8 protein-coding genes, 1 tRNA gene and 3 rRNA genes (1 of these 12 running past the window's edge) are annotated in these 13,893 nt (G+C 44.9%); 7 read left to right on the top strand and 5 right to left on the bottom strand.

Annotated elements, in window-relative coordinates; all coding sequences use genetic code 11:
- The 4 genes from ACSJJG_RS13520 to rrf all read left to right on the top strand — a co-directional run.
- A 16S ribosomal RNA gene (locus tag ACSJJG_RS13520) occupies positions 1 to 172 on the top strand (it extends 1,371 nt beyond the left edge of the window).
- Positions 173 to 259: 87 nt separating this feature from the next.
- Positions 260 to 335, top strand: a tRNA-Glu gene (locus tag ACSJJG_RS13515).
- A 188-nt stretch (positions 336 to 523) separates the two neighbouring features.
- Positions 524 to 3,435: ribosomal RNA gene (locus tag ACSJJG_RS13510) — 23S ribosomal RNA — on the top strand.
- Positions 3,436 to 3,517: 82 nt separating this feature from the next.
- Positions 3,518 to 3,633 (top strand): 5S ribosomal RNA (gene rrf, locus ACSJJG_RS13505).
- Together the 16S, 23S and 5S rRNA genes with 1 tRNA gene alongside form the textbook arrangement of a ribosomal RNA operon.
- Positions 3,634 to 3,720: 87 nt before the next feature.
- Here rrf and ACSJJG_RS13500 read toward each other — a convergent pair.
- The 4 genes from ACSJJG_RS13500 to ACSJJG_RS13485 all read right to left on the bottom strand — a co-directional run bounded on the left by ACSJJG_RS13500 (position 3,721) and on the right by ACSJJG_RS13485 (position 9,209).
- Positions 3,721 to 4,074, bottom strand: coding sequence for a YfiM family lipoprotein (locus ACSJJG_RS13500; protein WP_481089666.1), 354 nt, complete (start codon positions 4,072 to 4,074; stop codon positions 3,721 to 3,723).
- A 127-nt stretch (positions 4,075 to 4,201) separates the two neighbouring features.
- The gene (gene pssA, locus ACSJJG_RS13495; RefSeq protein ID WP_481089665.1) at positions 4,202 to 5,560 is read right to left on the bottom strand and encodes a CDP-diacylglycerol--serine O-phosphatidyltransferase; all 1,359 of its coding nucleotides are present in this window, start codon (positions 5,558 to 5,560) and stop codon (positions 4,202 to 4,204) included.
- Between the two features lie 208 nt (positions 5,561 to 5,768).
- Positions 5,769 to 8,411: a bifunctional acetate--CoA ligase family protein/GNAT family N-acetyltransferase gene (locus ACSJJG_RS13490; RefSeq protein ID WP_481089664.1), complete on the bottom strand. Its 2,643-nt coding sequence runs from the start codon at positions 8,409 to 8,411 to the stop codon at positions 5,769 to 5,771.
- A gap of 126 nt (positions 8,412 to 8,537) precedes the next feature.
- Positions 8,538 to 9,209 carry a tRNA-uridine aminocarboxypropyltransferase gene (locus ACSJJG_RS13485; protein ID WP_481089663.1) on the bottom strand — a complete coding sequence of 224 codons (672 nt, stop codon included), beginning with the start codon at positions 9,207 to 9,209 and terminating at the stop codon, positions 8,538 to 8,540.
- Between the two features lie 134 nt (positions 9,210 to 9,343).
- On the opposite strand from ACSJJG_RS13485, the gene ACSJJG_RS13480 reads away from it, so the two are divergent.
- The 3 genes from ACSJJG_RS13480 (at position 9,344) to fhuF (ending at position 12,243) form a co-directional block, all read left to right on the top strand.
- Positions 9,344 to 10,384 (top strand): tRNA/rRNA methyltransferase, encoded by a 1,041-nt coding sequence (locus ACSJJG_RS13480; RefSeq protein ID WP_481089662.1) that lies wholly within the window; start codon positions 9,344 to 9,346, stop codon positions 10,382 to 10,384.
- Positions 10,385 to 10,706: 322 nt separating this feature from the next.
- Positions 10,707 to 11,135 carry an IS200/IS605 family transposase gene (tnpA, locus tag ACSJJG_RS13475; RefSeq protein ID WP_189761458.1) on the top strand — a complete coding sequence of 143 codons (429 nt, stop codon included), beginning with the start codon at positions 10,707 to 10,709 and terminating at the stop codon, positions 11,133 to 11,135.
- A 340-nt stretch (positions 11,136 to 11,475) separates the two neighbouring features.
- On the top strand, positions 11,476 to 12,243 hold the full coding sequence (fhuF, locus tag ACSJJG_RS13470) for a siderophore-iron reductase FhuF (RefSeq protein ID WP_481089661.1): 768 nt from the start codon (positions 11,476 to 11,478) through the stop codon (positions 12,241 to 12,243).
- A 107-nt stretch (positions 12,244 to 12,350) separates the two neighbouring features.
- On the opposite strand, the gene emrB is transcribed toward fhuF, so the two are convergent.
- Positions 12,351 to 13,892 carry a multidrug efflux MFS transporter permease subunit EmrB gene (gene emrB, locus ACSJJG_RS13465; protein WP_481089660.1) on the bottom strand — a complete coding sequence of 514 codons (1,542 nt, stop codon included), beginning with the start codon at positions 13,890 to 13,892 and terminating at the stop codon, positions 12,351 to 12,353.
- Position 13,893 lies beyond the last annotated feature (1 nt).

The raw sequence follows: 13,893 nt of genomic DNA, 5'->3' as shown, positions 1-13,893 counted from the left end.
GTGAATACGTTCCCGGGCCTTGTACACACCGCCCGTCACACCATGGGAGTGGGTTGCAAAAGAAGTCGGTAGCTTAACCTTCGGGAGGGCGCTGACCACTTTGTGATTCATGACTGGGGTGAAGTCGTAACAAGGTAACCGTAGGGGAACCTGCGGTTGGATCACCTCCTTACCGAAAAGATAGTGGATTTTGTTGCAGTGCTCACACAGATTGTCTGATGAAATAAAGCAGAGCAAGCGTCTGCGAAGAAGACTTTGAGTCCCCTTCGTCTAGAGGCCTAGGACACCGCCCTTTCACGGCGGTAACAGGGGTTCGAATCCCCTAGGGGACGCCATCTTGCTCTGGTATCGGGTGAAAGACGGTGCCACCGAAATATTGTTAAGCGGACGTGCGCGTCGGTTTAGCAATATTAGCTCTTTAACAATCTGGAACAAGCTGAAAATTTGAAACACTCAGTGTCTGTCCTGAGGACATTGAGGAGTCTCTCAATAACTCCGATTCGAAGACACCTTCGGGTTGTGAGGTTAAGCGACTAAGCGTACACGGTGGATGCCTAGGCAGTCAGAGGCGATGAAGGACGTGCTAATCTGCGAAAAGCGCCGGTGAGCTGATATGAAGCGCTATCAGCCGGCGATGTCCGAATGGGGAAACCCGGTGCAATCCGTTGCACCATCATTAACTGAATTCATAGGTTAATGAGGCGAACCGGGGGAACTGAAACATCTCAGTACCCCGAGGAAAAGAAATCAACCGAGATTCCCCCAGTAGCGGCGAGCGAACGGGGAGGAGCCCAGAGCCATCAGCGATACACACGTCAGGAGAACGGTCTGGAAAGGCCGGCAGTAAAGGGTGACAGCCCCGTATCCGAAGAGGTGTGATATTGTGAGCTCGAAGAGTAGGGCGGGACACGTGGTATCCTGTCTGAACGTGGGGGGACCATCCTCCAAGGCTAAATACTCCTGACTGACCGATAGTGAACCAGTACCGTGAGGGAAAGGCGAAAAGAACCCCGGCGAGGGGAGTGAAAGAGAACCTGAAACCGTGTACGTACAAGCAGTGGGAGCCCTGATTTATCAGGGTGACTGCGTACCTTTTGTATAATGGGTCAGCGACTTATATTCTGTAGCAAGGTTAACCGTATAGGGGAGCCGCAGGGAAACCGAGTCTTAACTGGGCGTTAAGTTGCAGGGTATAGACCCGAAACCCGGTGATCTAGCCATGGGCAGGTTGAAGGTTGGGTAACACTAACTGGAGGACCGAACCGACTAATGTTGAAAAATTAGCGGATGACTTGTGGCTGGGGGTGAAAGGCCAATCAAACCGGGAGATAGCTGGTTCTCCCCGAAAGCTATTTAGGTAGCGCCTCGTGAACTCATCTTCGGGGGTAGAGCACTGTTTCGGCTAGGGGGTCATCCCGACTTACCAACCCGATGCAAACTGCGAATACCGAAGAATGTTATCACGGGAGACACACGGCGGGTGCTAACGTCCGTCGTGAAGAGGGAAACAACCCAGACCGCCAGCTAAGGTCCCCAAGTCATGGTTAAGTGGGAAACGAAGTGGGAAGGCTCAGACAGCCAGGATGTTGGCTTAGAAGCAGCCATCATTTAAAGAAAGCGTAATAGCTCACTGGTCGAGTCGGCCTGCGCGGAAGATGTAACGGGGCTAAACCATGCACCGAAGCTGCGGCAGCGACATGAATGTGTTGTTGGGTAGGGGAGCGTTCTGTAAGCCGTTGAAGGTGAACTGTGAGGTTTGCTGGAGGTATCAGAAGTGCGAATGCTGACATAAGTAACGATAAAGCGGGTGAAAAACCCGCTCGCCGGAAGACCAAGGGTTCCTGTCCAACGTTAATCGGGGCAGGGTGAGTCGACCCCTAAGGCGAGGCTGAAAAGCGTAGTCGATGGGCAACAGGTTAATATTCCTGTACGGGCCATAATTGCGATGGGGGGACGGAGAAGGCTAGGCAATCCGGGCGACGGTCGTCCCGGTTTAAGTGTGTAGGTGGGATAATCAGGCAAATCCGGTTATCCCTAACACTGAGGCACGATGACGAGGCACTACGGTGCTGAAGTTGCTGATGCCCCGCTTCCAGGAAAAGCCCCTAAGCTTCAGATTATGGTCCATCGTACCCCAAACCGACACAGGTGGTCAGGTAGAGAATACTCAGGCGCTTGAGAGAACTCGGGTGAAGGAACTAGGCAAAATGGTGCCGTAACTTCGGGAGAAGGCACGCTGGCGTTAGGTGAAGGACCAGGCGTCCGGAGCTGAGGCCAGTCGCAGATACCAGCTGGCTGCAACTGTTTAATAAAAACACAGCACTGTGCAAACACGAAAGTGGACGTATACGGTGTGACGCCTGCCCGGTGCTGGAAGGTTAATTGATGGGGTTAGCGGCAACGCGACGCTCTTGATCGAAGCCCCAGTAAACGGCGGCCGTAACTATAACGGTCCTAAGGTAGCGAAATTCCTTGTCGGGTAAGTTCCGACCTGCACGAATGGCGTAATGATGGCCAGGCTGTCTCCACCCGAGACTCAGTGAAATTGAACTCGCTGTGAAGATGCAGTGTACCCGCGGCAAGACGGAAAGACCCCGTGAACCTTTACTATAGCTTGACACTGAACCTTGAGCCTTGATGTGTAGGATAGGTGGGAGGCTGTGAAGTGTGGACGCCAGTCTGCACGGAGCCATCCTTGAAATACCACCCTTGAATGTTTGATGTTCTAACGCGGACCCGTTATCCGGGTTGCGGACAGTGTCTGGTGGGTAGTTTGACTGGGGCGGTCTCCTCCCAAAGCGTAACGGAGGAGCACGAAGGTTGGCTAATCCTGGTCGGACATCAGGAGGTTAGTGCAATGGCATAAGCCAGCTTGACTGCGAGAGTGACAGCTCGAGCAGGTGCGAAAGCAGGTCATAGTGATCCGGTGGTTCTGAATGGAAGGGCCATCGCTCAACGGATAAAAGGTACTCCGGGGATAACAGGCTGATACCGCCCAAGAGTTCATATCGACGGCGGTGTTTGGCACCTCGATGTCGGCTCATCACATCCTGGGGCTGAAGTAGGTCCCAAGGGTATGGCTGTTCGCCATTTAAAGTGGTACGCGAGCTGGGTTTAGAACGTCGTGAGACAGTTCGGTCCCTATCTGCCGTGGGCGTTGGAAGATTGCAAGGGGCTGCTCCTAGTACGAGAGGACCGGAGTGGACGCACCACTGGTGTTCGGGTTGTCATGCCAATGGCATTGCCCGGTAGCTAAGTGCGGAAGAGATAACCGCTGAAAGCATCTAAGCGGGAAACTTGCCTTAAGATGAGTCTTCCCTTACTCCTTTGAGGGTACTGAAGGACCGTCCGAGACGAGGACGTCGATAGGCCGGGTGTGTAAGCGTTGCGAGACGTTGAGCTAACCGGTACTAATGAGCCGTGCGGCTTAACCTGACAACACCGAAGGTGTTTTGGGGATTGGAAGAGAAGGTTTCAGAGAGCACAGCAGCTTGTTCGGGATTGAATACAGCATTTGTCTGGCGGCAACAGCGCGGTGGTCCCACCTGATCCCATGCCGAACTCAGCAGTGAAACGCCGTAGCGCCGATGGTAGTGTGGGGTCTCCCCATGTGAGAGTAGGACACTGCCAGACATCCATTGAGTCAGAGAAGCCATCCGTCACCGGATGGCTTTTTTGCGTTTGGGTACTATTAGAAAAAGGAAAATAGAAGGTTAAAAATCACTTCACGGATTGATATAAACCATAACCTGCTATCGCTCCAGCTATATCATAAGCAATATCATGCCAACTCCAGCCTGTTCCTGATGGACGGCTATCATAAAGCTCTTTTACTGCACCAATACTAACGGATAGTAATACGCCAAATTGTGCACTTTCACGATGCCTCCAATGTTGACGATCAGCATAAGCATTGCCCGCAGCAGTTACAATTGCAGAAAATAAGAAATGTTGCGCTTTATCTTTTCCTGTCCAGTTGTCATTTGCCTGACGTATATTGGAGCAAGAAGTATTCAATAGGATAGGAGAAATTATTAATATATTTCTTATCAGAGTGATGATGTTTTTTTTCATCGTATTTTACGCCATGATTTATTTTTTAAATCATAGCCGTTTGATAAATAAGGTGCAAAAATCCCCTCTGGCAATCCGCGAGAGGGGATTCAAAAAACGATAATTATTTATCAATTAGTTGAGTATTTTACAGTATCCTGCTGATTAATCGGTCTACCCGAATACGGCGCAAGCGTCGTATCAGTTTGCGTACCTTAACAGGATAGATCTGGATATTTTCCAGTTCCTGATAATTGTGGATAATTTTTGTATGAGTACGGATGCAATCCAACTCCATTGCACGTTGTTCTTGCATCTCTTGGTGGGGATCATGAATAAGAATGGCATTTTCCAGATCCAATCCCCATGCACGAGGATTAAGATTATTACCCGTAATTAATTGCCATTTATTATCAACCCAGATCCCTTTTAAGTGATAAGTATTATCTTGATCCTTCCATAACCGGATAGTTAATTGCTGGCTATCGATAAACTTTTGCAGCCGACTAGTGAATCGGCGTAAGTTAATTTCATACAGATAAGGCAATGCACCAATGATCTTAAATGGCTCTTCTGGTGGAATATAAAAATCATTAGCTGTTTTATCTCCAATGATGATCTCAACTTGCTTTCCTTGGCGGAGTAGCCGAGATATTGCACGTACCAATACTGCGGGTAAATTGAAGTAAGGTGTACAAATAACCAGCTTGTTTTCAGTGCAAGACATGAGATGACAAATTGTTTTGTTCAGCAGATTTTTTTTGCCCAAACCCACAAGGGGAGTTACCGCCAATTCTTCATTGGATGCTTGATTTTCAACGTGATATTCGGCATTCCTCAATGAAGCACGAAATTGGCGGATCAAATTTTTAATTTCAAGGCTACGAGGACGATTGTGGCAGGCTAAATTTTTCACGGCTTCAGCGCTAATAATACTATCATCAATAAATTGCTTCATGACTGAGGCAAGTTTTGCATTATGCAGCAAGTGATAACGATCATAACGGTATTTTTCATGGCGGTGCAGATAGACATTATTAATACTGGCCCCACTGTAAATAACCGTATCATCAAAGATAAAGCCTTTCAGATGCAAAACCCCCAGTGCTTCGCGTGTATTCACGGGGACACCCAGGATGGAGATGCTGACATCAGGGTAGCTTTCAGCCATGGAGCAGTACCAATCTGCATTTGTTGCCGCAGCTTCTACACCAATGCGGCCACGTTGAGCACGATGCCAATCAACTAGGATTTTTATGTCTAATTCAGGGCGTTTTTGTTTAGCGACATATAATGCAGTCAAAATATCCTGTCCTGCATCATCGTTTTCTAAATATAACGCGGCGATATAAATATGCTTTTGAGCATTTGCTATACGTTCCAATAAGGTGCTGCGAAACACTTTGGATTCATAAAGTGTCACAATATCAGCAACTGATTGTGGTAGCTTAGGCAGTTGTGCAAGGTGTTGTTGGTGTTTTGCTTGTTTAAATTTGGACAACATCACAGTGCGTTTTTCTCTTAGTTTATTTAGATGGCGTTAATACCATCATAAGGTGTATGAATCAAAATGATCTGGCGATGATACCATTAGTTTGGTCTATTGTGAGTATGAATTAACTGTCTTGAGCTGATTGCTTTAAGACTGTGCGATCTATCACGGAGTGAGCATTTTTTATTACTCATCACGAGATGTATGTTGAATTTCTATTTTGCTAGAGTGTCAATGTAAGATTAACAATGCCGTCTTCTAACTGTATATCAATAACAAACCCAAGTTTTTTAGCAAGTTGGATCATGTTACGGTTTTCAGGCATAGTGATGGCTGTTAGTGCCTGAATACCATGTTCTCTGGTATAGTTAATTAGTTTAGTCATAAGTTGATAGCCTAACGTAATCCCCTTTAGATCTGATCGGACTAATATCGCAAATTCAGCTTCGATATTATCGGGATCTGCCATAGCACGAGCGACACCAATAATTTCAGGTGTTGTTGCTGGATGGCGGATCGCTACGAATGCCATTTCACGGTCGTAATCAATTTGGGTCATGTTTGCAAGATCATCATGAGTAAACTCGTTAATTTCACTGAAATAGCGATAATAAAGATCTTCCTTTGTTACTTGGCCGATAAATGCTTTCAGCAAAGGCTCATCTTCCGGCAGGATTGGTCGTAGCAAACATTCAAAACCATCTTTGATGTAGATAGTTTCTTCCAGTTCATTAGGATAAGGCCGGATAGCTAGTCTATTGCGGGGATCGCCTGTTACTGGCATCAACTCCATTGTCACATCCAATAGGGTGAACTCATTACCTGATGCAAGCAGTGGATGGATATTCATACGAGTAATTTGAGGACAATCGATCAGAAGATTCGATACTCTGACCAATAACTGGCTGAGGGCAAGAATATCCAGTGGCAAAAGTGAACCGCCAGATTTTATTTTGCCCCCTTTAATTGCCTGAATAACCAGATATCGGGCTAATGCCATATTAAGGGGAGGAAGAGCGACAGCCGCCTGTGTTTCATGTACCCAATCAATATCTCCCTCGCCTAGCATGATTAAGGGGCCAAATATCTCGTCTTGCTCAATAGCAATTCTCAGCTCTTGTGTGCCAGCCCGATTAGCCATGCTCTGTACTAATAATCCATGGATCCTAGCTTGTGGGAAGTTTTGTTTGACACGTTCAATAATCGCTTGTGTTGCGGCTTTAACCTCATCAGCATTGCGTAAATAAAGCATCACTCCCTGAACCTCTGATTTATGTGGAATATCAGGGGAGCGAAGTTTTAATGCCACGGGATAGCCAATTTTTTCTGCAATCTTAACCGCATTATCGCTGGTATAAGCGATCCAAGTTGGTAAAGTATTTAAACCGTAAGCATCAAGAATAGGTTGTACTTCATGGGTATCCAGTCGGACATTCCCATTATCAAGTGCCTTCTGTATACACTCATGGGCTCGAGCCGTATTCGATGTAATACCAATGGGTAAGGATGGCGTTTCTTTTAGTTGTTTTTGATTTCGCTGATATTCAACCATATGCATAAAGGCGGTAATGGCGCCTTCTGGCGTCCGATAAGTTGGGATACCTGCCTCACTGAACAGACGTCGGGCTTCCAATGAAGAATATTCTCCGCACCAATTAGTGAAAATAGTGAACCATTTTCCACGAGGATGCTCTTTAATGGTTTGTATAACCCGAACCGCTGTAGTTTGGCTGTGGGATATGGCGCTAGGAGAGTGGATTAACAGTAAGGCATCATAATCATGACTATCCAAAAGTACCCTGAGTGCAGCAATATATCGTTCGGTGGAGGAGTCATCGCCGATATCCAATGGATTACGTAAAAGCAGCGTGCCTGGAAGTGTGCCAGACAATCCATTGATCGCATCCTCACCTAATATAGCGAGCTTGCCAGTTCTCCTAAATAATTCATCCAGTGCCATTGCCGCTGGCGCTGCCCCATTACTGACGATTAATAAACGTTCTCCGCGCAATGGCCGCATAAAACTCAATGTTTCCACTGCGGAAAACATTTCATGTGTATCTTGTACACGCAGTAATCCGGCACGTTGAATGGCTGCGTCATAAGCAGCATCAAAATTTTGTTGTTCTCCCAGTAACTGTTGAACTTGCCGGGTACGACTGCTTTTCACGACCAGAATAGGTTTATTGCGTGAAGCGCTTCGGGAAGCAGAAAGAAAACGGCGGGCATCGCTGATATGTTCGAGATGCAACAAAATGGCACTGGTTTTACTGTCTCTTGCTAAAAAGTCGAGCAGGTCATCAATATCAATATCAACACTGTCACCCAAGGCAATAAAATACGAAAAACCAATATTACGATGGTTGGCCCAGTCCAGAATTGTGTTGGATATTGCTGCTGATTGTGAAATAAAAGCCAATTTACCTTTAAGGATAGGGATCGGGGAAAAACTGGCATTTAACCCGCTCCAGGGTGCTAAGATGCCAAGGCTATTTGGTCCCAGAATGCGAAGATGATGTTTTTGGCTGCACTGTTTCAATTCAGTAAACTGTGATGGCGGAGAGGATAAAATAATGACAGTTTTGCATCCGTGTTGGGCCAGTTGCTCTAGTAAAGACAAATTACGACTGTGATGAGTACAGATCACAGCCAGGTCAGGAGTTAATGGTAATTTATCGATAGAAGGATAGGCTAACACACCCAGAACGGCATATTTGTGTGGTGTTACGGGGAGAATAGGTCCTGTAAACCCCCCCATTAACAAATTTTTCATCAACACTGAACTGGCTTTTTCTGGCTTTTCAGAAGCACCAATAATGGCGATAGATTTAGGGCGTAATAATGCTTCAAGTCCGCGCTGGCTCATTTCTGGAGTTCCTTATCAGTTATCACATCAATAAACAATCACTGTTGATTAAACAATTACCATGAATAACTTTAGCCACCATCAGTTACTTTAGCGCGGATTGTCAAGCATTACTGTGAGTTATTCCTACAGATGATTAGATTTTCCTGCCAGATATTGTTCACGAAAGTGATTGAAATGATTCAATAATGATTGTGACGCTTCAATATCCCCAGCTAATTCTAATGCCGCAGCCGCAACTTCGGCAGTACAATGTTGTTCTGTTTTGGAGGGGACCCGAAGTAAATAGTCCATTTTGGCAATATTATTCATAGACAATAGGGGAATATCATTCAAATATGGGCTTTTGCGAAACATTTTTCTTGCTTCAGGCCAGGTGCCATCCAATATAATGAACAGCGGTGGTTTTGGGTTAGCAGGGATCTTCTGATACACCGTACGAGGAGGCGTAGCGTAACTGTCTGGGAAGATCAGATAGGGTTGTCGGGTAGGATCACGCACGACTTCGAGCAGTTGTTGATCAGGCTCGGTTCTGGACCAAAGAAAAGCGCATGTATCAGGCAGAATATCTGCAATCAACTTTCCCGTATTACTGGGTTTCATCGGCTCAGTATCGAACATGATGAGACAGAAGCGGCTTTGCGCATTTGCAGGTGAAATCATCTCACACAGACATTTTTTTTGGGGTAATAAACAATGCAGGCAACGCGGCACCCGGCATCCTCTTGCCAGAAAAGGGCGGGTAGAACGGGCAAGGCGGCGTTGGCGAAGCTGATAAACGGCGTTGTTATTTCTCATTTAAGAACTCAAACATGTTCGTGGATAAAACCAGTAAAAAATTAGCGGGTATTTTAATGGATTGTCGTTACCAGAGGTAGCTTCGGGCGCGTACATCGGGTAATCTTCGCGCCATAACGCAGTTGGAGAAATAAATGAACGATTCCTATAGTGGTAAGAACGGCAAAGTCAAAGTAATGTATGTCCGCAATAATGAGGACAATAACGATAACCGTAAGGGCGGAGATCGTCGTAAAAACAGTGACAGTCGTAAGAGTGATAACCGTCCGTTTGGTAAAGGGCGTGATCAGGGTGACCGCCGTCGTGGCAGTGAACGCCCGGTGCGCTCGGGAGAGAGTTCCCCGTGGAGAACTATCTCCCGTCCAGAAGGTGAATCTCTTAGTCCAGAGCACCAGGGCATTAGCGGCAAAAGCAACATTGATCCTGAACAGCTTCGTCGTCAGCGTTTGGAAGAAACTCGTATCTATGGGGAAAATGCTTGTCAGGCAATGTTCCAGAACCGTCCTGATGCGATTGTTCGGGCCTGGTTTGTTCAATCGGTCACGCCGCGTTTTCGCGATGCATTGAAGTGGATGGCGGCAAATCGCAAAGCTTACCATGTAGTTGACGACGAAGAACTATCCAAGGCATCAGGTACAGAGCATCACGGTGGCGTATGTTTCCTGATTAAGAAACGCAATGGTTTGGATGTGGAAACCTATTTGCAGCAGGCACCAGCAAAAGATTGTGTATTGGCATTGGAAAATGTAGGTAACCCACATAATCTTGGCGCAATTATGCGTAGTTGTGCGCATTTTGGCGTACAGGGGGTGATTTTGCAGGATACAGCGCTGTTGGAATCAGGTGCAGCTGTTCGTACAGCAGAAGGAGGTGCTGAACACATCAAAGGCATTGATGCGGATGGATTCACGGCTACGCTAAATCAATTCCGTAACCAAGGCTATACAATTGTGACCACATCAAGTCATAAAGGTAGCACAACACTGGCACAAGCAACATTGCCAGAAAAAATGGTCTTGGTATTGGGTCAGGAAAGTGACGGATTAAGTGACAGCATTTGGGAAGATGGTGACATTCGTCTTTCTATTGGTGGAACGGGCCGGGTAGAAAGTCTGAATGTTTCTGTTGCAACAGGTATTATGTTGGCGGAATGGTGGCGCCAGAATAAGGTTTAATTTATTGATACCTTGAATAAATCTTAAGTTTGCTATTTGGTCAAAGAATAGTGAATTGAAAATACAAAGGGATAGCTTAATTTCCCATTATTAATAAGGCCTTGTTTATTTATTCAAGGCCTTATTTTATTCCCTTTATTTATTAAGGCTATTTTTATTATTTTCTATGGAAAATATTTTGAAATCTGAAATAAAAACATTTGTTATTATTTTAAAGTGAAGGTATTTATTTGGATTTTTATTCTTCCATATGAAAGGTTAAAACCACCGACTTTAGTCGGTCAGCTTTAGCTGCAATACTGTGTTGTACTGGAGGTGCAACATGGATTACAGATACGGCAGTCACACAGTATTCCAGATTGAATATCATTTTGTGTGGGTAACAAAATACAGGTACAAAGTGCTGACAGGTGAAGTGGCTATACGGGTACGGGAATTAGTCCGTCAGACATGTGAAACGTTTGAAATCAGGATATTAAAGGGCGTAGTAAGCAAAGACCATATTCACATACTGGTGAGTAGTCCTCCGACATTAGCGCCCTCAGAAATCATGAGGAGACTGAAGGGAAGGACAGCGAGTAAGTTGTTTGAAGAATTTTCGCATCTGAAAAAGCGATACTGGGGTCAACATTTTTGGGGTAGAGGCTATTTTTGTGCCACGGTGGGTCAATTAACGGATGAGATGATAAGGGCCTATCTGGAGCATCATTTTGAACCGAACCCGGATGATAATTTCAGAATGGACGATTGACGCGTCGTTTAGCCGACGCGTATCCGGACTTTCAGTCCGTTAATCACTAACCCACCGACTTTAGTCGGTGGTTGTTCAGTTTCTCTAAATTCGTTACTTTTTCATTATTGCTAATAACAATCATTTTCATTATCATTTGATAAAAATGAAAAATCATATACGTATTAAACTTCAAGTTGCAATTTACAACACGATATGAAACCTGATTTCTCCCCCGTTTTGCTGGAAAGGTAACGCGTATAAGTATGATTAAAGTGTGCCGGTCTGAATTGTCTGTAAGTGGATGAGCGTGAGAAGAATTTACATTTAGGGCTGATAATAGGTGTTAGGAGAATATGGAATGACAAATAAAAATAACCAGGACTCCATTAAATTGGCATCTGAAATAACTATTGAAGATATCACTAACCTATTTGATGGAGCGTTTAGCCATTTTAATTCATCTGTAAAAATAAATTCGGAAAATATTCCATTGGAAAGTATGGGGTTTTATCAATGGTCGAGTGATGAAAAATTCCCATTATTGATAAAAAATTACCAAGATTCATATTATAGTGATAATGAATTAAAACCAAATCAGAAAGGACTTTATTCTTTATGGGCACAGTGGTATTTTGGTTTAATTGTCCCACCAATGATGTTAATGCTATTGGAGTATCCTCAAGCTGTTGATACGGATTATAAGCTTTTTCAGATTGAGTTTCATGAAACAGGCAGGCCAAATGTTGTTTATTACCAGTTAACGTGGTTGGACGAATCAATATCTTTATTAGAACGTTATTATTCTATGTTGGATCGGCATATTATGCCGGTATGTGAGAAAATTGAATCTTATCGTGGAATAAATGGACGTTTATTGTGGAATAACATTGGATATGTTATGCATTGGTACTTAAATAATTTCAGGGAAAGAATAGACGCGGATCAGTATGATACATTAATACAAAATCTTTTCTTTACACAAACGTTGCCTGATGGCAGGGATAACCCACTTTATCGTACAGTGATTATGAAAAATAATGCAATACAACGCCGTTGTTGTTGTCAAAGAAATAAGTTGCCAGGAGTAGGGAATTGTCACGATTGCCCCCTTGAATCTACTGCATAATCCTTTTAATTATAAGTAATACTTTATGATGAGAGGATTGTGGCGAGTAACCTTTTTTCACGGGAGCAAATACTCCCGTTAAAATCTGTCTATTCAGTGTAATAAGCTTAATGCGCTCCCCCGTGGTCTTTTCCTCCGGCAGAAAAAGGCGGTTTTGCCAGCCAGATCAATAACGTCAAGGCGAGGAATATACCTGCTGAAAGCCAAAAGATCTCATTGGCAGAGATAATTAACCCTTGATGAGTGATCTGTTTTGCCAGATAAGCTGATATTTGTTCATCATTCATGCCCAATTGAGCTAATTGCTGATGCATTTGCTGATAATTAGGGTTATATGGGTTGATGTACTCCGTAAGGTTCGAGTGGTGCATAGATTCACGTTGTGTCCACATTGTGGTTGTGAGGGATGTCCCAATTGAACCTGACAATATACGGGTAAAATTCGACAGGCTGGAAGCGGAGGCCATGCGTTCTGGAGCTAGCCCTGATAATGTAATGGTTGTCAGCGGCATAAAGAAACAGGCCATGGCAAGCCCTTGGACAAACTGAGGCCATGCAGTAGCAGCGAAACCCATGTCAGGTTCAAAGGTATATGCCCGCCAATAGAAACAAATAGCATAAGTAATGAAACTAAATGTCACGATATAGCGCATGTCTATCTTATGGCCAAATTTGCCAATGACAGGTGACAATAACAGTGGCAGCAATCCTATCGGTGCGGCCGCAAAGCCAGCCCAGGTTGCGGTATAGCCGTAAACTTCTTGCAATAGCTGTGGCAGTAAAACAATCGAACCGAAGTACATCATAAAGCCGAGACTAATACTCAGTGTACCAATGGAAAAATTGCGTAGCTTAAACAGGGATAGATCGATTATCGGATGATCATCCGTCAGTTCCCATATGATCAGCAAAATAAGTGCGATAATAGCAGTAATGGCAAGGATAATAATCGCGGTGGAATTAAACCAATCAAGTTCCTTGCCTTGGTCAAGCATAATTTGCAGGCTGCCAATACCAATCACCAGCAAGAACAGTCCAGTAACGTCAATGGGGCGGATTTCTGTTTTCGTTTCCCGACCACGCAATAGCTGCATGATGATAAAAATAATTGCGATACCAAGAGGGATATTGATGTAAAAGATCCATCCCCAGTGGTAGTTATCACTGATATAACCGCCAAGGATAGGTCCGCAAATGGGGGCAACAACGATCATTATCGACCATAGCGCCAATGCCATGTTGCGTTTCGCTGGTGGATAGTTATTTAGCAATAAACTTTGGCAAAGGGGGAGTACGGGGCCTGCGGCCAATCCTTGCATAACGCGGAAGAAAATTAACATACTGAGGCTGTTGGAAAGGCCACATAGCCAGGATGAAAGAGTAAAAATCGCGGTAGACCAGAGGAACAATTTCACCTCACCGAAACGCTTCGCTAACCAGCCGGTAATAGGTATGGATATTGCGTTAGCGACACCGAAGGAGGTAATCACCCATGTTCCCTGCGAGCTTGATGCTCCTAGATTACCCGCAATCGTCGGTATGGCTACGTTAGCAATGGTAGAGTCGAGAACAAGCATGAAAGTCGCCATTGAAAGAATAATAGTCAAAAGGGCGAGTTTCGCACCTGTAAACGGTTCTCTTGTTACCATG

It is taken from the genome of Xenorhabdus sp. SGI 60, assembly GCF_056632175.1.
This window is presented reverse-complemented; position numbering and strand designations above follow the sequence as displayed.

Excerpts from the sequence above, each read along its gene's own strand:
- ACSJJG_RS13500 (WP_481089666.1), bottom strand. The coding sequence starts at position 4,074 with ATGAAAAAAAACATCATCACTCTGATAAGAAATATATTAATAATTTCT.
- ACSJJG_RS13490 (WP_481089664.1), bottom strand. The coding sequence starts at position 8,411 with ATGAGCCAGCGCGGACTTGAAGCATTATTACGCCCTAAATCTATCGCC.
- ACSJJG_RS13485 (WP_481089663.1), bottom strand. The coding sequence starts at position 9,209 with ATGAGAAATAACAACGCCGTTTATCAGCTTCGCCAACGCCGCCTTGCC.
- ACSJJG_RS13480 (WP_481089662.1), top strand. The coding sequence starts at position 9,344 with ATGAACGATTCCTATAGTGGTAAGAACGGCAAAGTCAAAGTAATGTAT.
- tnpA (WP_189761458.1), top strand. The coding sequence starts at position 10,707 with ATGGATTACAGATACGGCAGTCACACAGTATTCCAGATTGAATATCAT.
- fhuF (WP_481089661.1), top strand. The coding sequence starts at position 11,476 with ATGACAAATAAAAATAACCAGGACTCCATTAAATTGGCATCTGAAATA.
- emrB (WP_481089660.1), bottom strand. The coding sequence starts at position 13,892 with ATGGTAACAAGAGAACCGTTTACAGGTGCGAAACTCGCCCTTTTGACT.